Below are 26,899 nucleotides of genomic sequence, written 5' to 3' on the forward strand. Positions count from 1 at the left end.
CTATAAAGGCAGCGGTCTGTTCACCCGAATAACTCGAGAGGAATCCCATGAGCGACATCTACTCCCACCTTGGCGACGAGCGTGTCCCGATCGGCGTGATCGGCGGCAGCGGCCTTTACGAAATGGACGGCCTCGAAATCATCGAGGAGCGCGAGGTCGACACGCCCTTCGGCAAGCCGAGCGCGCCGATCACCATCGCCAAGGTCGAAGGTCGACGCGTGGCGTTTTTGCCGCGCCACGGGCAGCACCACGAGTACGTCGCTTCGACGGTGCCCTATCGGGCCAATATCTGGGCGCTCAAAGAGTTGGGAGTCTTCTGGTTGGTCACCGTCAGCGCGGTGGGCTCGCTCAAAGAGGAGATCGTGCCCGGCGAGCACTTCGTCATCCCCGACCAGATCATCGACAAGACCTACCGACGCCCGAACACCCTCTACAAGGACGTGGCCGTGCACGTGGGGTTGAGCTATCCGTTCCACCCGATGATGCGTGAGATTGTGTTGGGCGCGTGCCGCGACGAAGGGATCGAGACCCACGACGGCGGCACCTACGTGTGCATGGAGGGCCCGGCGTTCAGCACCAAGGCCGAAAGTGAGCTGCACCGCCAGTGGGGCGCCAGCCTCATCGGCATGACCGCGATGCCCGAGGCCCGCCTCGCCCGTGAAGCCGAGATGTGCTACGCGACCATCGCCCTGCCGACCGATTACGACGTGTGGTACGAGTCCGATCACGTCGACATCGGCGAGGTCATGGCCAACATGAAACGAAACATTTCCAACGTGCGCGGCGTCTTAAGGCGGGTGATCCCGAGCATCCCGCTGGAGCAGGAAGCCGATTGCGACGCCAGCCACGCTTTGCAGTACGCGATCGTGACCCATCCGGAGGCGATTTCGGAATCTAGCCTGGAGCAGTTCCGTTTGACGTTAGGAAAGTATATCGAATCATGATCTGCCGCGGCTGTCCGATGACCTGTCGGGCCGACCGCGATCGCGATGGCTCAATGACCGCACGGCGAGTAGACCGATGACATCGAATTGCAAGGACGCCCACGAACACGGCGGCGAGAAACGCTGCAACGGGGCACTGAAACACCTGGTCGATTACCTCGAAGGCGAGCTCGACCAGTCCGAGCGCGATGCCCTCGAGGCGCACTTTTCGGATTGCAGTCCGTGCATGCGCTTTTTGGAGACCTACCGCTCGACGGGCAAGATCTGCAAGAGTGCGCTCGAGCGCGAGATGCCCGCGCAGATGAAGCAATCACTGCTCGAGTTTCTGCGCACGCAAACCAAGACAGGCTCTTGATTTCAACATCGCCGCTCGTGTACCACGAGGGCGTCGAATTTCGTTGTATCCAACAGAGAGTAAGCCGTGGCTGACGATTCGAAATTTACTGGATATTTCCAAGCACTTCTTTGGACCTGCACCTCGTGCGGCTATGTCCGTGAGGGCGGCCAGCCCAAGATGGAGTGCCAGTTCTGCGAGGCCTACAAGACCTCGTTCATCGACATCCCGCAGCACCTCGAAGCCAAGGTGCGCGAGGAATTCCCCGAGCTTCCGCCCAACCACATCGACTGCCGCAACCGGCGCCTCGAGCTGATGAAGGACGACAACGCCTTCCGTAAGTTCCGCGTGGCCGGACGTGTGTTGCCGTCGCAATCGGGCACGAATATCGACCCCTCCGAGTTTGAAGCGTAACGACGACTCCAGACGCCCGCCGCTTGCCGAGCGGATGCGCCCGCGCACTCTGAACGAGTTCGTGGGCCAAGAGCATCTGCTGGGCAAGCACAAATTCTTGGCCAACGCTCTACGGAGCGGCAAGCTGCCAAGCCTGATCTTTTGGGGCCCTCCCGGCTCCGGAAAGACCACCCTCGCCAAATTGCTGGCCAACCAGGTCGACGCCGAGTTCATCTCGTTGTCGGCGGTCTTGAGCGGTGTCAAAGACATCCGCCGCGAGGTCGCCCGCGCCCAAAAGGCCGGCCCGCTCTTTCGCAAGACGACGATCCTGTTCGTCGACGAGATCCACCGCTTCAACAAGGCCCAGCAGGACGCGCTTTTGCCCCACGTCGAGCGCGGCACGATCACGCTCATCGGCGCGACCACCGAGAACCCGAGCTTCGAGGTCAACTCGGCGCTCTTGTCGCGCTGCAAGACGCTGGTGTTGGAGGCGCTCGACGACGAGCACCTGGGCGAGATTTTGGAGCGCGCGCTCGAAGACACCTCGCGAGGCTTGGGCGACCTGGACGTCAAGCTGACCAGCCAGGCGCGCGAGGCGATCGTGCAAGCTGCATCGGGTGACGCGCGCATCGCGCTGAACACGCTCGAGACCGCCGCGCGAGCCGTGGCGGCCGCAGATCGCCAGGCCATCCGTCACGGGGACATCGAAGAGGCGCTCCAGCGGCGCATGATCCTGTACGACAAGGCCGGCGAGCAGCACTACAACACGGTCAGCGCGTTCATCAAAAGCATGCGCGGCAGCGACCCCGACGCCGCGCTCTACTACATGAACCGCATGCTCGAAGGCGGCGAAGACCCGCTATTCGTGTTTCGGCGCATCCTGATCTTTGCCAGCGAAGACATCGGCAACGCCGACCCGCAGGCGATCCAAGTGGCGCTAAGCTGCATGCAGGCATTCCAGTCGATGGGCATGCCCGAGGGCGTGTTGCCGATGACCCAGGCGGTCACCTACCTGGCCTGCGCCCCCAAATCGAACGCGGTGATCACCGCCTACGGCAAGTCACGCAAGGCGGCGCTGGAGCACGGCAACCTCCCCATCCCAAAGCATATCGTCAACGCCCCCACCCAACTGCACAAACAGCTCGGCCATGGCCGCGGCTACAAATACCCCCACAATTTCGACGGCAATTACGTCCGAGAAGACTACCTGCCCGAAAAGCTCGTCGGCCAGCGCTACTACGAGCCGTCCGACAACGGCTACGAGGCCGAGATGGGCGAGCGTTTGCGCGAGTGGCGCGACGCGTCGGGCTCATCCGAGGAAGAGTAATCACCACGGGGAGCACGGGGGACACGGGGAAAAGAAAAAAGAGTAGTTCTCCGTGTACCCGTGAGCCCCGTGGTGAATTCACCGTTACTGATCGACACCCACGCCGCGCGATTCGGTCGGCGTGGCGTTGTCGGGTTGTTGCCACACCAAGTTGTTGCCGATGACGCTCGGGTCGAGGTTGGGGCGGGTGTAGGTGTCGGCGTTGCTGCCGGTCTCCAAGAAGACGCCCACGGTGAGGGCGCCGTCGAGTTCGGCGCCCTGGGGCACGGCGTTGTCGGCGTAGCCCCAGGTGGTCGGCGAGGTCGACGAGTGGGCGTCGAGGCCGTCGGCGAAAAAAGCAAAGCCGTAGCCGCCGTCGAGGCCCACGCCGCCGCCGGGCGTCATGTAGGTGACAGTGTCGTCGCCGCCGGCGTCGTGGAAAAAGCCCCAGCCGAGCGTGCGGCCGGTGCCCTGGCCGTTTTGGATGATGATCGAGTTCTGGTTGTACTCGTCGGAGCCTGCCTCCTCGAGGAAGACGCCGGCGGCGAAGAGTTCGCCGGAGCCCTGCACGAGGGCGCGGCCTTCGTAAACGTCGTCGCCGGCGGCGTCGGCCAGCACGCCCACGCCGCGTACCGAACCGAAGCCCTGAGCGTTGGTGGCGGCGGTATAGGTGTCCAGCCCTGCGCGGTCACGAAGGAGGCCCAAGCCCCCTGCCAAGCCGGTGGTCTGAGCGTCGGAGGCGATGCCCGCGCCTGCTCCCTGCGCCAGGTTTCGGTTCGAGCGGGCCCGGTCGGCGAGCGACAGGTACAACACCCCGTCACCGCCGGCCACGCCGGTGACCGCCTCGTAGTTGTCTGCGCCGTCGACGTCGCTCAAGACGCCTGCGCCGGCGGCGGTGCCGAAGCCCTGACCGGCGTGCCAGACGCGATAGTCGTCCGCGCCCCCGGCGTCCCACAAGACCCCGAGGCCTTTGAGCGCCGCGCCCTGGCTGAGCGCTTCGGCGTCGTATTCGTCGACGCCGCCGTCATCGAAGAGCACGCCGACGCCGAGAATGGCGGCGCCCTGGCTCATGCGCAGGCTCTGGTAGGAGTCATCTTGACCGCCCTGGTCGACAAGAAGACCAATGCCCAAACGCCCTGCCCCTTGGCGAGCGCTCGTCGAGAGCGACACGGGACCGTTGTTCAGACTCAGCGGACCGGAAGGGGCCTGACGGCCGTCGGCGTCCGATGCCAACAATTCGGGCGCGTCGTTGGGATCGGTCACCTCAGCGTACGTGTAGGTGTCCTGGCCGTCCAAATCGACGGCCACCGCCACTCCGTTGCCCACGCTCTGATTAGCGGCGACCGGAAGCCTGTAGGTGTCGTTTCCGCCCGCGTCGATGATCACGGCGATCTCGCCGGCGAGCGCGGTGTTGGTTGCGGGGTCGTAGACAGTGTCTCCTGCATCGCCCAAGACGACTTTTCCGGCCGGGGTGTCGACCACGTAGGTGAAGCCGGTCCAGGTGCTCGGCCCGCTCGCCGACGCCGTCGCACTCTCGATGGTGGCGCTCAGGTCGGCAGCAGCCTGCACGAGCTCCTCGACGGGAAATGAGGCGTATTTCGCAGCCAGCGTCGCGTCCGACAAGTCCGGCACGGCTGCAAGTTGGGTGGCGGTGCCCGGAAGCAGCAAGTAGGGCGCGCCTTCAAAGGCGGCCAGACGATCCGACTGACTCCACCCGGCGTTTTGCAGCGCCGTGTTACGCGCGGCCAAGGCGTCGGCGGTCGCCGAGATGATCGGCGCGGCCACATCTTGGAAGCCTGCGGGTACGTTCTGCGCCTGGGTCTCGAGCTGGGTCGTATCGGGCGTGCCGCCCGCCTGGGTGATGAGTTGGGCGACGGCCTGGGTGAGCTTCGTCTCCGAGCCGGGGTAGGTATAGGTCTGCGCCGTGCCGGTGATCGACAGGCCGAGGGTGCTCGCGCCGGCGCTGATCGCCGCGCTCGGCGTGTTCTGCGTGGCATCGAGCGTGGCGATATAGCCCTCGAGCGTGGCCACCGCGCCGAGCGGAAGCTCGACGAGTTCCTCGAGCAAGTCGCTCGCCAACGGGGTGTCGACCAGCTGCGAGAGCGTCTGGGCGAGGCTCGGGTCGAGCCACAGATCACATTGGCTCACGCCGATGGTGGTCAACGCCCGACTCCAGGCGGTGCTCAGCGCGCCGCTCAATTGCGGCGTGGCCGCGCACTCGCATTGCTCGGGGATGCAGATATTCGAGCCATCGGGCCCGGACGTGCAGCGCTGGCCGGCGTCGCAGTCGGTGTCCGCGGTGCAAGCGCGCGAGCAGAACCCGTCGAGGTTGCCATCCTGCACGCAGATACTCGCGCTGCTCGGGCACGAGCGCTGACCGGAGCCGCAGGGGCGACCGACGGCGCTGCTCGCGTCGCTGAGCGTACCGCAGGTCAGCGGGCCGCCCAGGTCATCCGCCAAGCAGAGCTTGCGCAGGTTCGTCTCGACGCACGACTCGCCCGTCGGGCAGTTGGCGTCGCTCGTGCAGATCTCTTCGCAGGTGCCGGCGGTTCCCGCGCGGCGGGTGGTGCAGGCGGTGACTACGTTGTCGCAGTCGGCGGCCCAAGAGTCGCCCGAGCAAGCACGACCGGGCACCACACATTGGGTCGACACCGGGTCGCAAAGCTCGCCTTCGGCGCAGCCGACCACGGTGCAGTCCTGCTGCAGCTCGGTGCACTCGCCGCTGACGGGGTCACAGACGCCGCCCGGGTAGCAAGAGGTGCCGTAGCACATGTCGCAGCTCTGGCCCGTCGGGATGCAAATCGACAGCGTGGTGCCCTGCAGGCGATTGCACTGGTAGTTCTCGGTGCACACGTCCGGGTCATCCGAACAGTCTTGCCAGCAGTGGGCGCCGTCGCCGATGCCCAGGTTCAGGCAGACATCGGTTTGGCCGCCGCACTCCGCGTTGCTCGTGCACCCTTTTTCGCAATAGCCGTATTCGGAGGCCTCGCACTGGCCGGTGAGCCCGTTGCAGTTTTCGCCCGACGCACAGTCGACCCCGGCGCAACGGTCCACGCAGGTGCTCGACAGCGGAAAGCAGATGCCCTCGGTGGTGTCCTCTTCTTCGGTGAGCGGAGAGCAGAAGTAGTTGACCGGGCACTCGGAGACTTCGGCCTGCGGGTTGCAGCCGGGGAGGCAGGCGCGCTCGTCGGCTCCGGGCATATTGATGCAGATATCTTCGGGTCCGTCACCGCAGATGCTCGACGTGGTGCATCCGGTGTCGCAGGTGCCCAGCGGCTCGATGCACTCGCCGGTCCATGGATCGCAGACTTCGCCGTCTGCGCAATCAGCCTCGCTGCAGCGATCTTCGCACGTGAGCTCTTCGGGCACGCACTGGTAAACCGTGCCCGTCTGGTCGATGGAGGCGCACAAAAAGCCGCCGGGACAAGGCGTCTCGGCGTCCGGGTCGCAGGACTGTGCGCAGGCTTGGTCACCGGCCGGGTACTGCAGGCAACGGTCCTCGGCGCCACCGCACTGCGAATCGTCGGTGCAGGGTTGGCACAGAAACCCGAGATCGTCGGCGTCGGCGTCGTCTGCGTCGTTCGCGTCCACCTCGACATCGGTCACGTCGTCGGCATCCGACTCCACGTCGCCGGCGTCGACGACATCGGCCGCGTCCGTGCCCGTATCATCGGCAGGTTGGTTGTTGGTGTCGTCGCCACAGGCCGAGACAGCCAGCGCGAAGACGAGGAGGAGGACCCAACAGAGGCGCGGGAGGGACTTCATGTGCAAATACCCAGTCGTTCAGTCAGTTTCATCGATACAGGGTACAATCGCTAGATTGGGTTGGAAAATCAAGGTGGGACGCGCGCCTACACTGACCAACTTCTTGCAATCCAACACCATCCTAAGTACGTTGAGCCCCTGAATTCCCTATGATTTTGATTCAGTCATATACGCAGGAGACGCAGTCGATGAAAGTTCGTTCCCTTGTACTAGCCGCGACATTGCTCGCCAGCGCCGGCCTCGGTGTCGGATGTGGTGATAGCAATATCGAAGAGACGAAGGTTCCCAAGCTGACCCTGGAGCAGTCGACTCCGCAGGTGATGCCTCTGCAATTGCCCAATCCGCCCAACCGGATGCAATCGCAGATCGACATCAAATTCCGCAACACCGGCGAGGCCGACCTCGAGGTGACCGGTGTCGAGTGGGTGGCTCACCCGGACCGCCTGGTAGGCATCGGTGAGAAGACCAAAGACGAGGCGTGTGAGTACAGCGCCGACGCGGCGCCGACCTACGACACCAGCGGCACCTGTAGCGACGGTGAGTATTGCTGGTGGGGAAGCAAGCGCTGCCGCGAAGCCGGCCTTCCTGCCCCGTTCGTCGTCGAGCCCAACCAGCTCGGCCTCATCGAGGTGATCGTGCTTCCGGGCTCGGAATCCATCGACTGCCCCGAGGCGCCCAGCGGGCGTGACGTCCCCGACAACTACTGCGGCGAGTTGTTGGTCAAGACCAACGCCAACAACAACTCGGATATCATTAGCGAAGGCAACCTTCGCATCTTCTTCACCTACGAGCCGGGCAGCGGCACCATCGACGTCGACCCGACCACGATCAGCTTCAGCGGCGTGGCCCCCGGCACCTCGGCCAGCCGAGAGATCACCATCACCAACTCGGCGTCCGAAGGCGCGCTCGACATCGACCAGTTGAGCCTGCAGGAACACACGAACATGTTCGAGATCACCGGCGCCGAGTCGGTCCCCACCGAGATCGCGCCCGGCTCGCAGAAGACCTGGACGCTGACCTTCAACGCCCCCAGCGATTGGGACCAGGAGACCTTCGGCACCAACGTGCAGATTCTGTCCTCGGGCACCAACGAAAAAGAGACGCTGATTCCGGTCACCGTCTCCAACCAGCTCGACCTGCCGGCCATCAAGCTCGAGCCCAACGTGCTGCGCTTCGACCAGAGCACCACCCAGACGCTGGTGATCAGCAACGAGGGCGCGGCCAACCTGACGCTGCAGAGCTTCTCGGTCCAGCCGTCGACGCTGTCGAGCGCTTACTCCTTCGCCATCAGCGGCCAGTCGATCGACAACGGCATTCCGTCGAACGAAAAGGTCATCCAGCCCGGCTCGTCGAAGGAAGTGACCATCGATTTCACCGCCCCCGGCGACGGCAATGGCATCGCCACGCTCGATATCGGCTACAACTACTTCGTCGACGGCGACTCGCGAAACGACTCGGCGACGGCCACCCTTTTGGGGAGCGCCGGCAGTTCGCCGGTCGGCCTGGTCAGCCCCGACAGCTTCACCTTCCGCGCCGCCAGCGGCAACAGCCAGACGCGCAGCTTCGCGGTGCGTAACGTAGGCACCCAGGACCTGACGATCTCGAGCGCCGACTTCAGCGCTGCGACCGGCTCGGCCGACGACTTCTCGGTCCAGGGTGCCACGGGCACCATCCCGGCCGGCGGCCTCAAAGAGGTCACGCTGAGCTACGACGCCAGCGACGATCAGATGGACAACGTGACGCTGACGCTGGGCTCGGACACCGCCGGCACGCCGATGACCGTGCTGCTCTTCGCCGAGCAGGGCGCGCAGGCCTCCGACGTGACCGCCCAGATCACTCCGGGCTTTGCCAACGACTTGACCACCGTGGGCGAAGAGGCGCGCTTTAGCGCTCGCCAGAGCAGCGGCGTCGACCAGGCTGCGCTCGACGGAGCCAGCTGGGTCTTGTTGTCGCGCCCGAGCTCGAGCTCGGCGTTCGTCTACAAGACGGGTGCCGACCTGTCGTTCTTCCCCGACGTCGCCGGCGAGTACAAGCTGGGACTGACGCTTTACGACGGAACCGTCGGCTCGCAGGCCACCTACACGTTCACGGCCGAATAAGAACGGCCACATAACGTGCTGACCACAGAGGACGCCGAGGGCACAGAGGAGTTATCTTCTTCGCCCTCGGCGTCCTCTTTGCGCTCTGCGGTCAAAAAAGCCTTTGCTGCAACGGGCCGCGCTTCTCGAGTTCGGTCGCCACGCCGGCGCCCTGCCGCGCGTTGAGGCCGAGGCGCTTGCACTGCGTCTCGAAGAGCTTCGAGATGATCTTCCAACGCGGCCCCTTCCCTACCATCCGCCCGCCAAACTGAGACTCGTTGAGCTTGCCCTGGCGCACGTCGCGCACCGTGTTCAAGATCTTGTCGGCCCGATCGGGCATGACCTGACGGATGCGCCCCTCGAAGACCGGCAGCACCTCCGCCGGGAGCCGAAGCAGCGTCATGAATGCGCGTGTGGCTCCGAGTTCGGCGGCACGCTCGAGGATTGTAGGGACGTCGCTGTCGTTGAGTCCGGGGATGATGGGCGCGATGGCCACGCCGGTGGTGATGCCCGCCTCGGAGAGTATTTGAATGGTGCGAAAGCGCTGTGAGATGGCGCTCGCGTGAGGCTCCACAGCCCAGCCGAACTCGTCGTCGGCGAAGGGAATGCTCACATACACGTGCACGCCGGCCTCCTCGTTGAGGCGCTCGAGCACATCGACGTCGCGACGGATCAGCGACCCCTTGGTCACGATCGCCACCGGATTGCCGATCTTGGCGCAAACCTCCAGACACTTGCGGGTGATCCCGTAGCTCGCCTCGAGCGGCTGATAACAGTCGGTGATCCCCGAGAAGGCCACCGGCTCTCGCTCCCAGCCGGGCTTCTCGAACGCGCGCAACAACAGATCGGCGGCGTTGGTCTTGACGATGATCTTTCGCTCGAAGTCGGTCCCGGCGCCAAAGTCGAGGTATTGATGCGTCGGTCGCGCGTAGCAATAGGCGCAGCCGTGGTAGCAGCCGCGATAGGGATTGACGCCGAAGCAGAACGGGATGTCCGGGCTGTTGTTCTTCGTCAGGATGGAGCGCGCCTGCTCCTCGTAGACGCAGAGCTCGGCCTCGGGCGGCTCGCCGAGCCACTCGACATGCGTCGAACTCCAAGGGTTGGGCGGGTTATCGACTTGTTTCATGGATGTGTGTGTTCGAAGTCGTGGGTTGCGAGTTGGAGGTGGTTCAGTGGCGCAACGCCCTCAACATAGGCAATTAAGGACATAAGGGTTGCGAACCGGAACATATTCTCAATTCGCAGCCCCTAAATCCTTAATTGCTTATGTAGCGGGCGCTGCGTGTCTGCAAGGCCACCATATCCAAATCGACAGCACTTAGAACCGCTGCCCACGCACCTCCTTGACAACGAAAGCAGAAAACATATAGTGACGCGCCGATTTGACTGTTGCCAGAACGAATCGCAAAGCAGACATAAATCGGCCGGCGACCAGCGTCGGCCACCGAATGGAGACAACATGGCAGACAAGGTCTACCGCAACGTCGGCGAGCTGTTCGAAGAAGAGCGGTTCAGCCAGATCAGCGAATACCAAGAGTGGAAGTCCGACCAGATCGAAGAGGATCGTCGCAAGCTCGAGGAGCTCCTCGAGAAGCGCGAGACTCAGATCGAAGAAGGTCTGGCCGAGATGGAAACGCGTTATTTTTGGGTCAGCTACGTGCTGCGCGCCCTCGGCTACGCCTACAGCGTTGCTGAGATGACGCCCGAGGCGACCGAAGCAGACGAGCCGCGCCCCGACTTCGTGCTTTTCGAGTCGGCCCAAGACTTCAACGCCGCCCTGCCGTACCGCGGCGAGCGTGAGTTCTTCGTGCACGCTCTTTCGATCATGCGCGGGCTGGCGTGGGACGCCTCGCTCGACGAGATTCAGGAAGAAGAAGGCGTGATGAACCCGGCCTTCGAGATCGACCGCTTCATCCGCGCCACCGGCGTCGAGTGGGGAATCCTGACCAACGGTCGCAAGTGGCGTCTTTTCCACCGCGACACCGTCGGTCTGATGGACACCTTCTACGAGGTCGACCTGATCGCCGCGCTCGAGTCGGGCGACACCGAGGCGTTCAAGTACTTCTGGATGGTCTTCAGCCCGCAAGCGCTGGCCGGCCATGGTGAAGTCGAGCCGATCGTGCGCCGCATGCTGCACTGAGCCGCACGCGCCCCGGAATTTGGGGCATCCAGCAGCGCTTATACCGGAGAGGCCTGGCCGACTGCTTGATTGGCCGGGCCATTCCGTTATATTTAGCACCGCTCGTGACGGGCCGGCTTTCCGGCTCGCTTACGAGGACCAGATAAGATAGAGAACACGAGCCATTCGCCGATATAGAACTTTCGAGGAACACCCATGGCAAGAGACGAACTGGGACCAATTGAGGTCGAAGTCAGGGACAACAACATCAACCGCGCGCTCAACCGCCTCAAGCGTGAGATCGGTCGCGAGGGCATCAGCCGCGAGCTGAAGCGTCGTCGCTTCTACGAGAAGCCGAGCGTGGCCAAGCGCCGCAAGATGCGCGAGGCCGAGCGTCGCCGCCGCAAGGAAGAGCGTCGCGCGCGTCGTCGCCGTCGTCGGCGGCGCTAGACGCTAGCGGTCGAAGAAACGAAAGAGCCCGGGCATCTTTGATGATGTCCGGGCTTTTTTGTGGCGCGCCCGGCCGGGCGCGCCACAAAAAAGCCCCGAGCCGAACGAGTCGACTCGGGGCGAAGTGATTGGGGCTTATGTGTCAGCCGCCGATGCAGCTCGAGGTGCCGTCGCCGTTGGGAGCGCACACGCCCGAGCAGCAGTCACCGTTCTGCTCGCAGGTGACCCCGAGCGGGCGACACGGAGGCTGGCAGATGTTGTCGCGGCAGTTACCCAAGCAGCAATCGCCGTCTTCGGTGCAGCTCTCGTTCTCGAACGAGCACTGCGGGCAGCCTTCGTCGATTTCGCCGTCACAGTTGTTGTCGACGCCGTCGCAGACCTCGGGAGTGCAGTCTTCGCATCCCTCGTCGATTTCACCATCACAATCGTTGTCGAGGTAGTCGCAGATTTCCTCGCCGCTCTCCTGGCAGTCTGTGGCGCAGCCCATGGTGATTTTAAGGGGGCTGGGCGCGTTCGGGTCGGCGTTGCGCAGCGTATTGCACGACTGGCCGTGCAGCGTGAGCGTGTTGGCGCCCGCGTCGTAGGTATAACCGTTGGAAGCATCCTGGCTGACCGGGGTGCCCTGGATCTCGACCCAGATCTTCGCGGGGTCCTCGGGCGGCGGGTCGAGCACGTAGGAACACGAGATGACCTGATCGTTGATGTTACTGAGCACGTTGACCAACTGACCCGGGCTGTCGGCGGTGTAGTGGCTGTTGGTGCCGCCACGCTGGGCGATCTGGTCGAGGTTCGAGGGGTTGGCGCCCGAGTTGAAGCCGATGACGTAGACCGGCACGCCGGCGTTGTAGAGCGCGCCCGCCTGGTTGGCCGCGTAGGTCTGCTCGCCGCAGCCGTCGTTGGGGTTACCGTCGGTGATCAGCACGACGACCTTGGGGCGAACCGCATCCAGGCTGTCGCTCGGGTCGCTGTAGAGCGACTGGTTGCGCACCTGATAGAGCGCACCTCCGGTCGGGGTGACGCCCCCGGCGCTGACGCCCGAGTACGAGGACTTGATCGTGCTGGCCGGGTGCAAGCCCATGTCCAGAATCTCACTGCCTGCCGCGGTGCACTCGTTGCTGCCCGCAGGGTAGATGAGCATGCCGAAGCGCACGGTGCTCGACAGTTGGTCGGCCATGGTATTGAGCGCCGACTTGGCCTCCGAGAGGCTGCCTCCGGACATCGAGCCCGACTTGTCGAGAATGATGTAGATATTCGGCTCGACCTCGGTGAACTGACCCTGCTGGTTGCCGCAGATATCGCCCACCGGCGTCGGGGTGCACGCGTCGCCCTGCCCGTCGCCGTTCGAGTCGGCCTGGTCGTAGTTGGCGGCGTTCGGACAGTTGTCACACGCGTCGCCCAGCGAATCGCCGTCGGCGTCACCCTGCCCCGGGTTGGAGGTGTTCGGGCAGTTGTCCTCGATGGTCGGGGTGCCGTCGTTGTCGTGGTCGAGGGTGGAGTCGTAGCTCGGCCCGTCGGCGCAGGCATCGCCCTGGCCGTCGCCGTCACTGTCAGCCTGGTCGAAGTTGGCCGCGTCGACACAGTTGTCGCACGCGTCACCGACGCCGTCGCCGTCACCGTCGGCCTGGTCGGGGTTCGACGCGTTGGCACAGTTGTCCAGCCGGTTGGGGATGTTGTCCCCGTCGTTGTCGTCCCACGGACGCGCCGGCTCGGTGTCCTGATCTTGGACATCACCAGCGTCGGTGCCACCACCACCGCCGTCGTTGTCGCCGCCGGACGGCTCACACTCGCCGGTCACGGCATTTTGCTCTTCGCCATCGGCGCAGCTACTGCTGTTCGAAACGTTGGCCGTGCCGTCAGTGCTACACGCCGCCAAGCCCCAAACGAACAATAGCACGACGATCTTCGCGATGATCCGATTCATCTCCGACTCCCATTAGCAAGTGAGCCAATTTGTATGTAGTAAATGCCGCTTCGACTGGATATCCCTGCAACCGACGACAAGTGTAGCGATCTTGGAGGGCGGAAGAAAGTTCCGTTTAAATCCTTTTGCGCACAGTGTACTACACGAAGCCCCTGAATGTTGATTCGCGTGTAAAAGTCTCCCGTCGGCATCGCCGGCTGATTTTCCCGCTGTCTTCGCCGCCAATACTCGACGATGCTCCCCGCATCGCCTGCGTTTGTCGGCTTCGATACCGGCAAAATCACCTCGCCGAGCCTCGGTCCGACCTCTTACACACGAATCAATGTTAAAGAATGTGTGAAGCGCGCTAAGTGCAAACACGGAAGTTGTGTGCGATTGAGGGCGAGCGCATCGCCGGGAGGCCAAGGAGAGAGAACGCAGTGGTAGCAGCGCTACATCAAGTTCTTTCGACGCAGGCATCGTGGCGATGAGCCGACCTCAAAGCACCAGAATTTCCGTGTTTGCACTCAAATCAACGACCCAGCCAAACGAGGAGATCGGGTGAGGCGAAGCTGTACCCCAGCACCAGCAAGAGCCCGAGCACCACGGTGTTGACGACCGTTTGGCGGTCGTGTGCCAGCGGCACGTCCGTTTGCTTGGCGAGAAACCAAAGCAAGAGCACGCCGAGCAGAAAATTGGCGCCCGTGCGAAGGATCTGCAGTTCGACGGTCGACCACTGCCCCGCCAGGCCAAACGTCGCTGCTTGGATAAGGCCCCAGACAGTCCCGCAGAGTCCCAACGCGAAGATCGCGGCTCGCGCCTCGAAGTTGCGTGCGATAAGCAAGAACGCGACGCCGAAGGTGGCCGCCGGCCCGAGCAAAAAGCCGCTGTAGAGCAAGACATACGGTGAGACCTCGGCAAACGCGGCCTTTTGACGCTCTTTGGCCGTGTGCTGGCGCATGAAGCGTCGCATGGCGTCGCGCTCGGCCGCCTTGCGTGCCTCGGACCACTCTCGGTCGATGTCGAGCCCGCTCTCTTCCCCACTCTCTTCCTGCGACTTCATGCCACGCCTCGATTGATGCACCAACCCCACCTCGCGCCCGACCATCCTACCCCACCCCGCCCGACCGCCCAAGCACCAACGAGGCATCCCGGCTTTAAGACGGCCACCACCGTTGCAACTTGACGACTCCCCCCCAGGGAACTATTGGGATCGGTGCGCCGTAGGCGCATTCGAGCAACCATTACGGCGGCCCCAGCACGCCGCGCGCGTCGACCAGCTGCCGCCCCCGATAACGCTAACACCGACCCAGAGTGTTCGACATGGCGAAGACAGCACCGGACGAAGACAAGCAGCCGGAAACTGCTGCCGAAGAAGAAGCCGAAAAGCAGGCCCACGAGAGCGAGGAGCTCGAAATCCCCGCCCTCGACGCCGAACTCGGCGAGAAGCTTCGTGAGGAACTCGGCGACGAGCGTCTCATCGAGATGTACGAAACGATGGTCCTCATCCGTCGCTTCGAGGAGCAGGCGGGGCGCGCCTACCAAATGGGCAAAATCAAGGGCTTCTGCCACCTGTATATCGGCCAAGAAGCCGTGGCCATGGGCTCCATCGGCGCGCTCGAGGAGCGCGACTATGTGGTGGCGGCATACCGCGAGCACGGCCAGGCCTTGGCACGCGGCCTCGACCCCGACGCCGTCATGGCCGAGTTGTTCGGCAAGGTCGACGGCGTCTCCAAGGGGAAAGGTGGCTCGATGCACCTGTTCGACACCGACAAGAACTTCTACGGCGGATGGGGCATCGTCGGCGGTCAGATTCCCACGGCGACCGGCGTGGCGTTTGCGGCCAAATACCGCGACGAGGAAGCCGTCTGCTTGTGCTATATGGGTGACGGCACCGTCCCCCAGGGTGCCTTCCACGAGTCGCTCAACATGGCGTCGACCTGGGACCTGCCGGTGGTCTACATCATCGAGAACAACCGCTACGGCATGGGCACGGCCGTCGAGCGCATCAGCGCCGAGACCGACATGTTCAAGAAAGCGGACGGCTACGCCATGGAAGGGGTCTTGGTCGAGGATGGCCAAGACGTCTTCAAGGTCTACGACGCCATCAAAACCGCCGCCGAGCGCGGCCGCAAAGAGAACCGACCCACCCTCGTCGAGATTCGCACCTACCGCTACCGCGGTCACTCGATGAGTGATCCGGCGACCTATCGTACCAAAGAAGAAGTCGAGCGTGAGCAGCGCAAAGATCCCATCCAGCGGTTCACCCGTTGGTTGGTCGAAAACGAGCTCAAGACCGAAGACGAACTCAAAGAAATCGACGCGCGTTGCAAGCAACGAGCAAAGGACGCGGTCAAATTCGCCGACAAGGCCGACTTCCCCCCGGCGAGTGCGTTGACCGAGGACGTCTACGTCGACTGGCCGTGGGAAATCGAGTGATCGATTGAGGGTTCGAGGGATCGAGAGAACGACAACTGCGTAACAACAACTACGTGACTGCGGATACGTGATGCGAACGATTGCATATAGAGAAGCCCTCAACGAAGCGATGGTCGAGGAGATGGAGCGCGACGAAGACGTGTTCCTGCTCGGCGAAGAGGTCGCCGAATACAACGGGGCCTACAAAGTCAGCCAAGGCATGCTCGACAAGTTCGGGCCCAAGCGCGTCATCGACACGCCCATCGCCGAGCTCGGATTTGCCGGGCTGGGCATCGGCGCGGCGATGGTGGGCTTGAAACCGATCGTCGAGATGATGACCTTCAACTTCGCGGTGCTCGCGCTCGATCAGGTCATCAACACGGCCGCCAAGATGCGCTATATGTCGGGTGGACAGCTCAGCTGCCCGGTCGTCGTGCGTGGAGCGGGCGGAGCCGGTGGCGCACTCGGCGCCCAGCACTCCCAGTCGCTCGAGGCGCAGTATGCCCACGTGCCCGGCCTCAAGGTGATGATGCCCTCGACGCCGTACGACGCCAAAGGCATGCTCAAGACCGCCATCCGCGACCCGGACCCGGTCATCTTCATCGAAGGTGAAATCCTGTACGGCCTGCAGGGCGAGGTGCCCGAAGAGGAGTACACGATTCCGATGGGCAAAGGTGATATCAAGCGCGAGGGCGCCGATTGCACCCTCATCGCCTGGAGCCGCATGGTCCACGTGTGCAAGCAGGCTGCCGACAAGCTTGCCGACGAGGGGATCGACGTCGAAGTCGTCGACCTTCGCAGCCTTCGCCCGTTCGACAAAGACCTGCTGCGCGAGTCGATCAAAAAGACCAACCGCGCGGTCATCGTCGAAGAGGGGTGGCCGTGGGTCTCGGTCGGCGGCGCGGTCGCCGACTGGATCGCCCGGGACCTGTTCGACTGGCTCGACGCCCCGGTGGGCCGTGTCCATCAGCGCGACGTGCCGATGCCGTATGCGTTCAATCTCGAAGATGCGTCTCTTCCGGGTACCGAACAGGTGATCGAGGCGGTCAAGAAAGCGGCCTACGTGGCGTGACGGAACGCCAGCCGGAGCTCTCACGATAATCGATAATATTTAACCGAAGAGAATAATATGGCTGAAGTAGTCACGATGCTCGCGCTCAGCCCCACCATGGATGAGGGCACCCTCGCCGAGTGGACGATCAACGAGGGCGACGCGGTCGAAGAAGGCGAGATCCTCGCCGAGGTCGAAACCGACAAAGCGACCATGGAGATGGAGTCGTTCTTCGAGGGTACGCTGCTCAAGCAGCTCGTCTCCCCCGGCGATGCCGTGCCCGTGGGCGCGCCCATCGCGATTATCGGCGAGGCCGACGAGGACATCTCGGACGTCCTCGCCGAGCTCGAAGGTGGCGAGGCCGGCGGCGAGGCCCCGACAGAGAAGGTCGCCGAGGAAGCCGCTGCCGCAGAGCCGGCCAAGACGGCGGCTCCTGCAGAGGAAGCTCCGCGCCCGGCCGCTCAGGCCGAGACCGGTCGCCTCAAGGCGAGCCCCCTGGCCCGCCGTATGGCAGAAGACGAAGGCCTCGACCTGACCTCGATCCAGGGAAGTGGTCCCGCGGGGCGCATCATCAAGCGTGACATCGAAGAGGCCCTCGAAGGCCGCGGCGCGGCGGCCGAGGCCGCTCCCGAAGTCGCCCTCAAGGCTGCCCCGACTCCGGCACCCGAGTTGCCCGCCGAAGATATCCCGCTCAGCCAGATGCGAAAGACGATCGCCAAGCGCCTGGTCAGCGTGTGGCAGTCGACCCCGCACTTTACGCTGACGATGGACATCGACATGGCCAAGGCCATGGCGAAACGAAAAGAAATCAACGAAGGGCTCAAGGCCGCCGAGATCGAAGCCAAAATCTCGGTCAACGACATGATCGTCAAAGCGTGCGCCGTTGCCCTCAAAGAGTTCCCGGCGATGAACGTCGCCTTCCAGGGCGACCACCTCAAGCAGTTCAACGAGGTGCACGTGGGCGTGGCCGTGGCCATCGAAGATGGCCTGATCACCCCGACGGTGCGAAATACCGATCAGAAGGGCCTGCGCCAAATCTCCAGCGAGATTCGCGAGCTGGCGGGACGCGCGCAGGACAAGCGCCTCAAGCCCGAAGAGTATAGCGGCGGAACGTTCACCGTCAGCAACCTGGGCATGTTCGGCATCGACCACTTCATGGCCGTCATCAACCCGCCCCAAGCCGGCATCCTCGCCTGCGGCGCGGTCAAGAAGGTCCCGGTGGTCGAAGATGGTGAGCTGACCGTGGGCACGCGCATGAAGGTGACGCTGTCGTGCGACCACCGCGCGGTCGACGGCGCCGTGGGCGCTCAGTTCCTGCAGCGCGTCCAGCGCCTGCTCGAAAATCCCCTGCTTTTGATGGTCTGATTGCGGCTGATTCGACTTATGCGGGCGCTACGCAGCCCCTAAATCCTTAGTTGCTCGAAAAAAAAAAGGCGCCTCAACTCCTGCAAGGCTTTCGCTGTGGGAGTTGAGGCGCCTCGGTTTTTGAAGGCCTTCGATTTGGGCAATTAAGGACTCAGGGGTTGCGACTTGCTACGTGGTTCAGATCAGCGGCAGGTCGCGGCCGGGCATTCTCCGGCAATCTCGCTCCACATCGGCATCTGGCGCGCCATGTCGAGGGTGGCGTCGCACTCGGCTTTGGCGCGGCGCTTGGCCTCTTGGCTCTGCTCGTGCACGCCCCAGCCGCAAATGACGTCTTCCTTGGCCTCCGAGCAGTCCCCTTCGACCGGACAGATGCGCACGCACGAAAAACACTGGGGCTGATCGACTCGCGTTGACGAGCGAGGCTCGGGCTCTGAAGTCTCGGTCTCAGGTGCCTTGGCGGCGAGTTCTCGGCCCTTGTCTTCGTCCGAGTCGTTGGGCTGTGTAGAGTCGCCGGGAGCCTTCGGCTCGTCGACCTCCTCTTCCTCTTCATCACCAATGCTGCCACTGGCGGCAACCGGTACGGCTTCGCCCGGCATGCTCTTGACGAAGAACGGGTCTTCGTCGGCCGGCGGGGGCCGCCCGATGACTTCGTCTTCGGCCGTTTCCGTCTTTTTCTGGGAAGTGGACGTGCAGGCGGGAGCCAACACGGTTGAGACAACGAGAATCAGCACCATCCAGCCGTGTCCCCCCGGCCAGTCGAGTGCAATTGTGAGCCGCTTCATTCCTTGACCTCGGCGTCGCGAAACGCCCAAAGATGACTTGCGAGAAAGTTGATGCCCATGCCGACGATGATGCCGGTGAGCACGGCCAGCGTCGGGCCGATATCGATGCTGGTGGGCTCCACCGGAACCACTGCCGGAATGTCGACGATCAGGCTGTCGAAGACCAACGCCACCGCTGCCGAGGCGACCAACAACTGGACACCCGCGGCCACGGAGGCACTCACGTAGTATTTGGTCAGCCGGCCGAACCAATCGCGTCGCCTCGCCCCTTTGACGCGATCACCCCAGGTCCACATGTCGTTGAGCAGAAAATTCGTAAAAATGCTCACCACGATGCCCAGCGCGTTGGCCACCGAGAATTGCATCGAGGCCATGCGAAAGAGCACTTCGAAGACCGCCAAGTTGACGAAGACCCCGGAGACGCCGACCAGGCCGAACTTGACCAGCCGCTTGAGGCGCTCGGGCGTCAACAATGCCAACCCGAAGATTCCTTGCGACGAGGTAACACCGGCGTCGGCCAGATCGGCCCCGCCCATCGACTCGGTGCTCATGCGTGCCCCCCCGGGCTTGCTACTACTCGTGGAGTGATTCGACAAAGACGGTCTGGTAGTCCGCGTGGAATTGGAAACCCACTTTGTCATAAACGCGGTGGGCTGCTTCATTTTCCGCGTTTACGTACAGAGTAATCCGCGGGAGGCCAGACTCGAATAACTCTTGGCAGATGTCAAATAGTGCTCGCGAGGCAAAACCCTGCCCCCGGAAACGAGGCGGGGTAAAGACCCCGGAGATTTGGGTCCCGAAGCCCGAGCAGGCCGACAAATCCGTCTTGAACAGCAGACGACGGTGGTCGTCGAACCAAGCAAAGCTTCGGCCCGACTGGATGCGATGGCGCACATGCTTCCGAAAAGCCTCGGGCTGAACTTCGAGGGGATCTTCGAGGGTCTCCTCCAGGTGCATCTGGGCGCTGGCCAGATAGATCGCCTCGAGTTCCTCGAGCCGAGCTCGCCGAACCTCAGTGGGCTCGAAGCGGCTTCGAAGTTGCGGATGCACCGCGTCGTACCAATGATCGCGAGTCAGCACGTAGAGGTGCTGGTCGCGGTCGAGACGTGCGCGTACCCGAGGCCGCGCATCGACGGCGGCGTAAGCTCGCCAAAATGGCGTGACCGAGTCTCGCGCCGACACCACATGCTCCAAAACCAAGCCTCGGCGCCGGTACCACTGCCCCATCACGGCCGCTGCGCTCGGATCGCGCGCGTGTACCAAGATCAACCGATTGGAGATCACCAACGAGACGGCCTCCAGGTGCCCCGAGGGCGCGCGAAGTCCGGCGTAGTGATACAGGTCGGGGCGCCCTCGCGCACAGACACCGTGGTTGTCGAGCCAACACAACTGGAACAGATTGCGCGGCACGTCCGCCGACAAAAAGGCGAGCATCTCCGCCCGGTTGCTCTCATCGAGCACCGCCGGTACTCGCTGATACCTGTCTCGCAGTTGAAATGTGGCCATGGTCGTCTCTGAACGTGCGGGGGCGCTGACCTCAGTAGCAATGTATGGAGGCGGAGCCCGCAAGCAAGAACCCGGCGCCAAGACGCCGGGTTCTGTGGTGCTCTCGCGGTTTGTCGGCTCGCTTAGAAGCCGCCAAACGGATCGGTATCGTCACCCAAGTCGAGCTTGAGACCTGGCTTTTTCTTCTTCTTCGGCTTGCTTCGCGAGCTGCTGCGCGACTTGCGCGCCTTGCTCGACGAGCGGCTGGAGCGGCTGCGGCGAACCTTGCGCCGCGAGCGATCCTTGTCGTCGTCTTCCTCGACCTTCTTCTCCTCTTTGGGCAGCGGCGTAAAGCCCATGGTAACGAGCTTCACCTCGTCTTCCTTGGGCTGATAGATCGCCTTGCTAAACGGGGTCTTGTCGACCTCGTAGCTGCCCTGCAGGAAGGCAAACGCGCCCCCGCCGATGCCGAGCACCAGCACGGCAACCAGCGCCAAGACCAGCCCCGAGCTTTTCGAGGAGCCGGCGTCGGCCTGCATCTGAGGCTGCGGTCCGGTGGCCGCGGCAGCCTGCTGAGGGGTTGGTGCGTGCTGCTGAGCCGCCATGGCAGCCTGCTGGGCCTGTTGGGCCTGCTGAGCTTGCTGCTGCGCCTCTTCGTCGTCGTCTTCTTCGGGCTCTTCCCACTCGCCCTTGGCCTTGAGCTCTTCGATCCGAAGCGCCTCCGCGCGCTCGGCGCGGCGCTTTTCGAGGTCGTCGAGTCGATCTTGCTCGGCGGTGATGCGCGCCTGAGCCTCGGCACGGCGCCGAGCCTCTTCCTCTTCCTTCTTGCGGCGCTCCTCTTCTTCCTTGGCCTTGAGCTCGGCTTCGATACGCTCCTGTTCGGCAGCCGCCTCGTCCTCGGTCTCGCTGAGAATACCAGCGAGCAGGTCATTAGCGTCGTCGTCGCTCGCCCAGTCGTCGCCCTTCTTAAATTTTGACACGTCCCATCTCCTCTCTGAAGTTCCCTGCAACAGTATAGTGCGCCAGCGGCGTTCGTACAACCAGCCGTCGAGTGCTGGCGCCCCTTCCTATGCCTTGGTTCAACGCAGCCAAGCACAAAACGATCTAAGATTTTTCTTCGTCGGCCAACTCGTCGCGAACTTCGTCCTCCCAGGCGAACGCGTCCGGCTCACCTTCGACCAGGGGCCCGAACTCGGCGACAAACTCGTCGGGCGTGCAGTTGGCCGCCTGCGCCAGGCGTTCGACATCATCGCGATCGTCGAGATCTTTGCGGGTCAGCCGCTGCATGTAGCGGCGCGCGACGAGATAGCTCTCCGCAGAGACATCGACGTTGCGCACGATGGTGCGCCCGGTATCCGGGTCGCGCATCTTCTCGAAGGGGACGAATTGCCGGCGGTTTTCCTCGAGCACGACCATTGCGTTGCTCCCCCCGTCGGCCAGAAATTTGACCGCCCCGTAGCCGAGATCGCGCGTGTACTCGATGTCGAAGGGCACCGGATCGGCGCAGCGGAGCTCGTAGCCGAGCTTGATCTCGCGAAATTTGGTGTCGATACCGCGCTCTTTGAGCCCGTGAGAGACGATATCGCTCAAAATCGAGCCCAAGTTGATATTGGCCAGTCGAATGTGGCCAAACGCGTCGCGCCCCGCGTCCGGAAAGCGCTCGAGTTCGGAGGGCTTGAGGACCTCGATGAGCCCCTCGGCGAGCACCGCCACCCCCCAGTTACGCCCGTGAGCGCGTCCCTTGATGACCGCGCCCTCCAAGATTTTGGCGAAGCGGTCGATGGAAGCCTCGTCGGGGCCGAACTCCTCGGGGATGAGGGTGATATGGGCGCCGGCAGCCTTGCCGATGCCCAGCGCCAGGTGACCGGCCTGCCGTCCCATGCTGACCACCAAGTACCAACGCCCGGTCGTCTGGGCGTCGACGATCAGGTTTTGGACCATGCTCACACCCACGCTGCGCGCGGTGGTGTACCCGAAGGTGGGCACCCCGGGCGGCAGCGGCAGGTCGTTGTCGATGGTCTTGGGCACGTGGGCGCAGCGAAGCTTGCCCCCCATCTTGTCGGCAATGACGCTGGCGCCAAAGGCGGTGTCGTCACCGCCGATGGTCACCAAAAGATCGATGTTGTGGCGCTGGAGCGTCTCGACGATGCGCTCCATGTTGTCGCCCTGGGCGGGGTTGGTGCGCGACATGCCCAACACCGCCCCGCCCCGGAAATGAATCCACGACACATCGTGAAGCGTGAGCCGCTCGAGATCGTCCTCGACGAGACCGCGATAGCCGTCATGAACTCCGTAGACCTCCCAGCCCAAGTTGATTGCCTCGATGGTTACCGCGCTGATGACCGAATTGATCCCGGGCGCGGGGCCACCGCTCGCCAAGACCGCCAACCGTTTGGTGGTATTCTTCGTCGCCAACTTGCTCCTCCGAATCCGATACGAAATCAGTGGTGGTGGTGCGTACGGTTGAAAAGTTACCGCTGAAAGCAAAATTTCCAACGCCCAACCAATTCGAACTCGTCGCCAGGCTCGAGCGCGGCGCGCGCGACCGGCTCGCCATTGAGGGTCGTCTGCCCGTCGGTGAGCAGATCGACCAAGAGCACCTGACCGGTCTCGAGGGGCAGCAAAAGCACGTGCTCGGCGGCGACTTCGTCATCGGGCACGATCAAATCGCAGCGATCGGGGTCGCGCCCGATCTTGAGGCCGGCGCGACGCAGCAGAATCTGGCCGGGCATCAGATTGCCGGAGAGGTCGACGAGATAGCCAAAGGAGCGTGGTTCGGGCAACGGGCGCGGCTCGGAGGGCTCCCAGTACCAGGTCTTCTCACCGCGTCGGTTCTCGCCGGGCCGTGGGCCGTCGTAGTCCTCTGCGCCAGTCAAGATCTTGCGGCAGCGCCGAAGGGCGGCGTCCATCTCGCCGGCCGAGAAATAGCGCTCGTCAGGGTCCTTTTCGAGGCTCTTGAAGACGACCTCGACGAGGCATTCGTGCAAGTCCGGCACGAATTGACGCGGGTCGGGAGGCGCCTCGAGCTCGATGCGCTTCATCAGCGGGTAGCCCTCTTCGCCGTCGAAGGGGACGTCGCCGGTGAGCATTTCGTAGAGAGTCACGCCCACCGCATACAAGTCCGCGCGATGATCGACGGTGCGCGGGCTGGTCAGTTGCTCGGGGGCCATGTAGACCATCGTCCCCACGAGATCGCGCGACTCGGTCACCCGTGAGTTACGTCCGCCCACTTCGGCGCGCGCGACTCCGAAATCAGTGACTTTGACCGCCCCTTGCGGGGTCACCAAGATATTCTCGCCTTTGACGTCTCGGTGGACGATGCCGTGGTGATGAGCGTGGGAGAGCGCGTCGAGGGTCGCCAACACCACGTCTATGGCCTCGAGGGGCTCGAAGACCCCGTCATCCTCGACGATATCGAGCACCGAGCGGCCCGGCACGTACTCCAGGACCATGGCCGGGCGGCCATCGACCTCGATCTCCTCGTAACAGGTTACGATGCCCGAGTGCTGGCGGCCCAAAATGTTCTGGATGCGCGCCTCTTGGTGCATGCGGTGGACGAGTACCTCGTCGACGCTGCTCTCCTCGGTGAGCACCTTGATGGCCACGGGCATCCCTGTAGGCCGGTAGATTCCGCGATACACGGTCGCCATCCCGCCGTGGGCGAGTACACGTCCGATGCGATAATTGCCGACAATCACCGTGAGAACCTCGAGTGAGCAAGTGTTGCTAAGGGTCATCATGAGGCCAACACCGGCGGTGTTGCAACCCTCATGCGCCCCGCACGGGCTTGACAAGGCCGACCCGACACTTTAGTTGAACGCCCAACCACCTTGACAACACTATGACTTGTGTGCCGTCGATTGGTGTGTTCTTGGAGTCAGAAATTTTAGACTCGATTTCTTGACAAGACTCCTTTTACAGTTTTAGCTCGACAGTTGCGCAGCCGATCTTGGCTGCCATGTTGTGTGCGAAAAGGAGTAGTCACTACTACGAAAGGAAAAGTCATGCGTAAGTTTTTTGTAATGCTTCTCGTAGCGATGTTCAGCATCGGCGCCGTTGCATGTGAGAAAAAGGCCGAGGAAGCCGGTGAAGAAGCCGCTGCCGAAGGCGAAGAGGCCGCTGCTGAAGGCGAAGAAGCCGCCGAAGAGGCTGGCGAGGAAGCCGAAGAAGCCGCTGAAGGCGAAGAAGCTGCCGAAGGCGAAGAAGCTGCCGAAGGCGAAGAAGCTGCTGAAGGCGAAGAAGCCGCTGAAGGCGAAGAAGCTGCCGAAGGCGAAGAAGCTGCCGAAGGCGAAGAAGAGCCCGCCGAAGAAGGCGGCGAGTAAGGGCATTCGCTCTTACGGCTGAGGATATACCGCCCGGACGCGTATCGGGCGGCATCCACTGCGTCAACGCGCAGTCGAAGAGCCCGGTGCGGCCTAACTGCACCGGGCTCTTTTTTCGCTTGCGCCACCCGCGCGCAAACGGAAGAAAAGCTTTTGGTCAACAGTTGTTCCCTGCGGCTGTCTGCTTTACAGTTGGGTGGCCGCACCGAGTCGTCGTCTTCACCGATCGGAGACCGACTCGACTATCGCCCTTTTTGATGTTGCCCCATTTCAATAATGCAGGCGGAGTAATGTCCAGCGACCCGACAGACCAGCGAGTGGCCGACGCGATGGAGGCGTTCCATCAACGGCTGCAGGACGCCGGCCTGAAATCCACCCGACAACGTGACGTCATCGTCGAGCGCTTCTTCGAACTCGACAAGCACATCACGGCTGACGAATTGCTCGAAGAGGTACGCGAGGTTCAGTCGCGCATCGGTTATGCGACGGTCTATCGCACGCTCAAGCTGCTCGTCGAACAAGACCTGGCCCTGCCCAAAGACTTCGGCGACGGTCAAACGCGCTACGATCCCATCTTCGATCAGGACCCCCAACACGACCACATCATTTGCGTCGACTGCCGCAAAATCGTCGAGTTCACCGACGATATGGTCAATCAGCGCCTCGAGCACCTGGCCGAAGAGATGGACTACAAGATTCGGCGCAAAAAGCTCGAGTTGTATGCCGAATGCCACATCCCAGACTGTCCCAACCGCTCCGAATCGAGCGAGTGAGTTCCCGCGCTCTGCGCGCGGGAATTTCACAGCGTCCCCACTCTTTTTGTAGGCACATTCCACCGCACCGGCCCGGGCGCCCTTTGGGGCAGGCGCGAGTGGCTTGCCAATTGCCACGCACTTGCAGTATGGCCATACGCGTCAGTACCGGCCAACGGATCCGATAACCATACGGGTACACACCTCATGAAGGACGATTTTTCCATCAAAGGCGAAGTCATCTCCGCTCTCGAGACGGTAGAAGACTCGGCCAAAAACAAGAATATTATCGATGCTCACATGGTCGAGCAGGTCGACGTCGACAGCGGCGTGGTCGACATCACCCTGGTGGTCGAGCAAGGGCGCGACCGCAACGAGCGCTTCGCCCTCGAAGACGCCATTTATGACGCCGTCGAGGCGATCGCCGGCGTCCAAGAGGTCAAGGTCAAGACGACCACGCCCAAGGCGATCGAGCGCGAGCAAAACGCCGACAGCTCGGCCGGCTCGAAGGCCGCCAGCGCCGCGCCGTCCGGCGGCGCCAAGGCTCCCAAGCAGCCCAGCGTGCCGCAAGCCGAACCCGTCCAAGGGGTCGGCAAAGTCATCGCGGTGGCCTCGGGCAAAGGTGGAGTGGGCAAGTCGACCGTGGCAGTCAACCTGGCGCTCGCCCTCAAGGAGAAGGGCCACCGGGTGGGGCTGCTCGACATCGACATCTACGGCCCGAGTCTGCCGACCCTGCTGGGGATCATGGATCGGCCCAGCGTGGCCGACCGGCGCATCGTGCCCCTTCAAGCCCACGGGCTTCGCATCATGAGCCTGGGCTTCTTGATGGAAGACGACACCCCCGTGATCTGGCGAGGGCCGATCGTCACCGGCATCATCCGCCAGTTCCTGCGCGACGTCGACTGGAGCGGGCTCGACTACCTGGTCGTCGACATGCCTCCCGGCACCGGCGACGCCCAACTGGCCTTGGCCCAGACCGTACCGGTCGACGGCGCGGTGGTCGTGACCACCCCTTCGGAGCTCGCGCTCATCGACGCGGCGCGCGGCTTCGAGATGTTCCGCACGCTCAACATCGACGTGCTCGGCGTCGTCGAAAACATGTCGAAGTTCATCACGCCCGACGGTGAGGAGTTCTTCATCTTCGGTGAAGGCTCGGTCGAGAAGGAAGCCGAGCGCTTGAATACGGAACTGCTCGCCTCGATCCCCCTCGATCCGGCGGTGCGCAAAGGTGGCGACGAGGGCTCGCCGGTGGTCGTCTCGGCCCCGGACAGCGAAACGTCCAAGGCGTTTTTGGAGTTGGCTGAATCCGTCATCGAGCGCCAGCCCGTCGAAGGCGGCGGCGATGGTGACGGCAAGAAGAAAGGCCTTTTTTCCTTCCTTAAAGGCTAAACTCCGCGCACCTGCACGTCGGTCCACTGCATCTAAAGGAGCGGTG

23 protein-coding genes are annotated in these 26,899 nt (G+C 63.1%); 13 read left to right on the forward strand and 10 right to left on the reverse strand.

Annotation, left to right across the window (positions count from 1 at the left end; genetic code table 11):
• The first annotated feature begins 47 nt into the window (after positions 1-47).
• From mtnP to FIV42_RS04735, 4 genes are all read left to right on the forward strand, one after another.
• Positions 48-944, forward strand: a complete 897-nt coding sequence (gene mtnP, locus FIV42_RS04720) for an S-methyl-5'-thioadenosine phosphorylase (protein ID WP_141196559.1) — start codon at positions 48-50, stop codon at positions 942-944.
• A gap of 76 nt (positions 945-1,020) precedes the next feature.
• Positions 1,021-1,299 (forward strand): anti-sigma factor family protein, encoded by a 279-nt coding sequence (locus FIV42_RS04725; RefSeq protein ID WP_141196560.1) that lies wholly within the window; start codon positions 1,021-1,023, stop codon positions 1,297-1,299.
• Between the two features lie 66 nt (positions 1,300-1,365).
• The gene (locus FIV42_RS04730; RefSeq protein ID WP_141196561.1) at positions 1,366-1,692 is read left to right on the forward strand and encodes a hypothetical protein; all 327 of its coding nucleotides are present in this window, start codon (positions 1,366-1,368) and stop codon (positions 1,690-1,692) included.
• A gap of 34 nt (positions 1,693-1,726) precedes the next feature.
• Entirely contained in the window at positions 1,727-2,998 is a 1,272-nt protein-coding gene (locus FIV42_RS04735) for a replication-associated recombination protein A (RefSeq protein ID WP_141201273.1), read from the forward strand.
• A gap of 84 nt (positions 2,999-3,082) precedes the next feature.
• Here FIV42_RS04735 and FIV42_RS04740 read toward each other — a convergent pair whose 3' ends face one another.
• On the reverse strand, positions 3,083-6,742 hold the full coding sequence (locus FIV42_RS04740; RefSeq protein ID WP_141196562.1) for a hypothetical protein: 3,660 nt from the start codon (positions 6,740-6,742) through the stop codon (positions 3,083-3,085).
• 188 nt (positions 6,743-6,930) lie between these two features.
• On the opposite strand from FIV42_RS04740, the gene FIV42_RS04745 reads away from it, so the two are divergent.
• Complete coding sequence (locus FIV42_RS04745) at positions 6,931-8,841, forward strand: choice-of-anchor D domain-containing protein (RefSeq protein ID WP_168210413.1); 1,911 nt, start codon at positions 6,931-6,933, stop codon at positions 8,839-8,841.
• A gap of 91 nt (positions 8,842-8,932) precedes the next feature.
• On the opposite strand, the gene FIV42_RS04750 is transcribed toward FIV42_RS04745, so the two are convergent.
• Positions 8,933-9,946, reverse strand: a complete 1,014-nt coding sequence (locus FIV42_RS04750) for a PA0069 family radical SAM protein (RefSeq protein WP_141196564.1) — start codon at positions 9,944-9,946, stop codon at positions 8,933-8,935.
• Between the two features lie 333 nt (positions 9,947-10,279).
• On the opposite strand from FIV42_RS04750, the gene FIV42_RS04755 reads away from it, so the two are divergent.
• Positions 10,280-10,960: a hypothetical protein gene (locus FIV42_RS04755; protein ID WP_141196565.1), complete on the forward strand. Its 681-nt coding sequence runs from the start codon at positions 10,280-10,282 to the stop codon at positions 10,958-10,960.
• Between the two features lie 195 nt (positions 10,961-11,155).
• A complete protein-coding gene (gene rpsU, locus FIV42_RS04760; protein WP_141196566.1) occupies positions 11,156-11,389 on the forward strand; it encodes a 30S ribosomal protein S21 in 234 nt (77 codons plus the stop codon).
• A 142-nt stretch (positions 11,390-11,531) separates the two neighbouring features.
• Here rpsU and FIV42_RS04765 read toward each other — a convergent pair whose 3' ends face one another.
• On the reverse strand, positions 11,532-13,310 hold the full coding sequence (locus FIV42_RS04765) for a VWA domain-containing protein (RefSeq protein ID WP_141196567.1): 1,779 nt from the start codon (positions 13,308-13,310) through the stop codon (positions 11,532-11,534).
• Between the two features lie 511 nt (positions 13,311-13,821).
• A complete protein-coding gene (locus tag FIV42_RS04770) occupies positions 13,822-14,352 on the reverse strand; it encodes a hypothetical protein (RefSeq protein ID WP_141196568.1) in 531 nt (176 codons plus the stop codon).
• A 260-nt stretch (positions 14,353-14,612) separates the two neighbouring features.
• Between FIV42_RS04770 and pdhA the strand changes: the two genes are divergently transcribed.
• The 3 genes from pdhA to FIV42_RS04785 all read left to right on the forward strand — a co-directional run bounded on the left by pdhA (position 14,613) and on the right by FIV42_RS04785 (position 18,123).
• Positions 14,613-15,728, forward strand: a complete 1,116-nt coding sequence (gene pdhA / locus FIV42_RS04775; protein WP_222615377.1) for a pyruvate dehydrogenase (acetyl-transferring) E1 component subunit alpha — start codon at positions 14,613-14,615, stop codon at positions 15,726-15,728.
• Between the two features lie 70 nt (positions 15,729-15,798).
• Positions 15,799-16,779: a pyruvate dehydrogenase complex E1 component subunit beta gene (locus tag FIV42_RS04780; RefSeq protein WP_141196569.1), complete on the forward strand. Its 981-nt coding sequence runs from the start codon at positions 15,799-15,801 to the stop codon at positions 16,777-16,779.
• Positions 16,780-16,836: 57 nt separating this feature from the next.
• Complete coding sequence (locus tag FIV42_RS04785) at positions 16,837-18,123, forward strand: pyruvate dehydrogenase complex dihydrolipoamide acetyltransferase (protein ID WP_141196570.1); 1,287 nt, start codon at positions 16,837-16,839, stop codon at positions 18,121-18,123.
• 182 nt (positions 18,124-18,305) lie between these two features.
• Here FIV42_RS04785 and FIV42_RS04790 read toward each other — a convergent pair whose 3' ends face one another.
• The 6 genes from FIV42_RS04790 to FIV42_RS04815 form a co-directional block, all read right to left on the reverse strand.
• The gene (locus tag FIV42_RS04790) at positions 18,306-18,905 is read right to left on the reverse strand and encodes a hypothetical protein (protein ID WP_141196571.1); all 600 of its coding nucleotides are present in this window, start codon (positions 18,903-18,905) and stop codon (positions 18,306-18,308) included.
• The gene (locus FIV42_RS04795; protein ID WP_168210414.1) at positions 18,902-19,456 is read right to left on the reverse strand and encodes a GtrA family protein; all 555 of its coding nucleotides are present in this window, start codon (positions 19,454-19,456) and stop codon (positions 18,902-18,904) included. The genes FIV42_RS04790 and FIV42_RS04795 overlap by 4 nt, the downstream gene beginning before the upstream one ends.
• 22 nt (positions 19,457-19,478) lie before the next feature.
• Entirely contained in the window at positions 19,479-20,411 is a 933-nt protein-coding gene (locus FIV42_RS04800; RefSeq protein WP_141196573.1) for a GNAT family N-acetyltransferase, read from the reverse strand.
• A 122-nt stretch (positions 20,412-20,533) separates the two neighbouring features.
• Positions 20,534-21,370 carry a DUF4366 domain-containing protein gene (locus FIV42_RS04805; RefSeq protein ID WP_141196574.1) on the reverse strand — a complete coding sequence of 279 codons (837 nt, stop codon included), beginning with the start codon at positions 21,368-21,370 and terminating at the stop codon, positions 20,534-20,536.
• Positions 21,371-21,494: 124 nt separating this feature from the next.
• Positions 21,495-22,805, reverse strand: coding sequence for a diphosphate--fructose-6-phosphate 1-phosphotransferase (pfp, locus tag FIV42_RS04810; RefSeq protein WP_141196575.1), 1,311 nt, complete (start codon positions 22,803-22,805; stop codon positions 21,495-21,497).
• A gap of 56 nt (positions 22,806-22,861) precedes the next feature.
• Positions 22,862-24,088 carry a serine/threonine protein kinase gene (locus tag FIV42_RS04815; protein WP_168210415.1) on the reverse strand — a complete coding sequence of 409 codons (1,227 nt, stop codon included), beginning with the start codon at positions 24,086-24,088 and terminating at the stop codon, positions 22,862-22,864.
• Positions 24,089-24,394: 306 nt separating this feature from the next.
• Here FIV42_RS04815 and FIV42_RS04820 point away from each other — a divergent pair, with 306 nt between their 5' ends.
• The 3 genes from FIV42_RS04820 to FIV42_RS04830 all read left to right on the forward strand — a co-directional run bounded on the left by FIV42_RS04820 (position 24,395) and on the right by FIV42_RS04830 (position 26,853).
• Positions 24,395-24,712 (forward strand): hypothetical protein, encoded by a 318-nt coding sequence (locus tag FIV42_RS04820; RefSeq protein ID WP_141196577.1) that lies wholly within the window; start codon positions 24,395-24,397, stop codon positions 24,710-24,712.
• A 290-nt stretch (positions 24,713-25,002) separates the two neighbouring features.
• Positions 25,003-25,485, forward strand: coding sequence for a Fur family transcriptional regulator (locus FIV42_RS04825; RefSeq protein ID WP_168210416.1), 483 nt, complete (start codon positions 25,003-25,005; stop codon positions 25,483-25,485).
• A gap of 186 nt (positions 25,486-25,671) precedes the next feature.
• Positions 25,672-26,853, forward strand: a complete 1,182-nt coding sequence (locus FIV42_RS04830; RefSeq protein ID WP_141196579.1) for an Mrp/NBP35 family ATP-binding protein — start codon at positions 25,672-25,674, stop codon at positions 26,851-26,853.
• Positions 26,854-26,899: the final 46 nt, after the last annotated feature.

This window comes from Persicimonas caeni (assembly GCF_006517175.1).
Classification (GTDB): Bacteria; Myxococcota_A; Bradymonadia; order Bradymonadales; family Bradymonadaceae; genus Persicimonas; species Persicimonas caeni.

Coding starts and splice junctions, on each gene's coding strand:
- mtnP (WP_141196559.1), top strand. CDS start 48: ATGAGCGACATCTACTCCCACCTTGGCGACGAGCGTGTCCCGATCGGC.
- FIV42_RS04725 (WP_141196560.1), top strand. CDS start 1,021: ATGACATCGAATTGCAAGGACGCCCACGAACACGGCGGCGAGAAACGC.
- FIV42_RS04735 (WP_141201273.1), top strand. CDS start 1,727: ATGCGCCCGCGCACTCTGAACGAGTTCGTGGGCCAAGAGCATCTGCTG.
- FIV42_RS04740 (WP_141196562.1), bottom strand. CDS start 6,742: ATGAAGTCCCTCCCGCGCCTCTGTTGGGTCCTCCTCCTCGTCTTCGCG.
- FIV42_RS04745 (WP_168210413.1), top strand. CDS start 6,931: ATGAAAGTTCGTTCCCTTGTACTAGCCGCGACATTGCTCGCCAGCGCC.
- FIV42_RS04750 (WP_141196564.1), bottom strand. CDS start 9,946: ATGAAACAAGTCGATAACCCGCCCAACCCTTGGAGTTCGACGCATGTC.
- FIV42_RS04755 (WP_141196565.1), top strand. CDS start 10,280: ATGGCAGACAAGGTCTACCGCAACGTCGGCGAGCTGTTCGAAGAAGAG.
- rpsU (WP_141196566.1), top strand. CDS start 11,156: ATGGCAAGAGACGAACTGGGACCAATTGAGGTCGAAGTCAGGGACAAC.
- FIV42_RS04765 (WP_141196567.1), bottom strand. CDS start 13,310: ATGAATCGGATCATCGCGAAGATCGTCGTGCTATTGTTCGTTTGGGGC.
- FIV42_RS04770 (WP_141196568.1), bottom strand. CDS start 14,352: ATGAAGTCGCAGGAAGAGAGTGGGGAAGAGAGCGGGCTCGACATCGAC.
- pdhA (WP_222615377.1), top strand. CDS start 14,613: ATGGCGAAGACAGCACCGGACGAAGACAAGCAGCCGGAAACTGCTGCC.
- FIV42_RS04780 (WP_141196569.1), top strand. CDS start 15,799: ATGCGAACGATTGCATATAGAGAAGCCCTCAACGAAGCGATGGTCGAG.
- FIV42_RS04785 (WP_141196570.1), top strand. CDS start 16,837: ATGGCTGAAGTAGTCACGATGCTCGCGCTCAGCCCCACCATGGATGAG.
- FIV42_RS04790 (WP_141196571.1), bottom strand. CDS start 18,905: ATGAAGCGGCTCACAATTGCACTCGACTGGCCGGGGGGACACGGCTGG.
- FIV42_RS04795 (WP_168210414.1), bottom strand. CDS start 19,456: ATGAGCACCGAGTCGATGGGCGGGGCCGATCTGGCCGACGCCGGTGTT.
- FIV42_RS04800 (WP_141196573.1), bottom strand. CDS start 20,411: ATGGCCACATTTCAACTGCGAGACAGGTATCAGCGAGTACCGGCGGTG.
- FIV42_RS04820 (WP_141196577.1), top strand. CDS start 24,395: ATGCGTAAGTTTTTTGTAATGCTTCTCGTAGCGATGTTCAGCATCGGC.
- FIV42_RS04825 (WP_168210416.1), top strand. CDS start 25,003: ATGTCCAGCGACCCGACAGACCAGCGAGTGGCCGACGCGATGGAGGCG.
- FIV42_RS04830 (WP_141196579.1), top strand. CDS start 25,672: ATGAAGGACGATTTTTCCATCAAAGGCGAAGTCATCTCCGCTCTCGAG.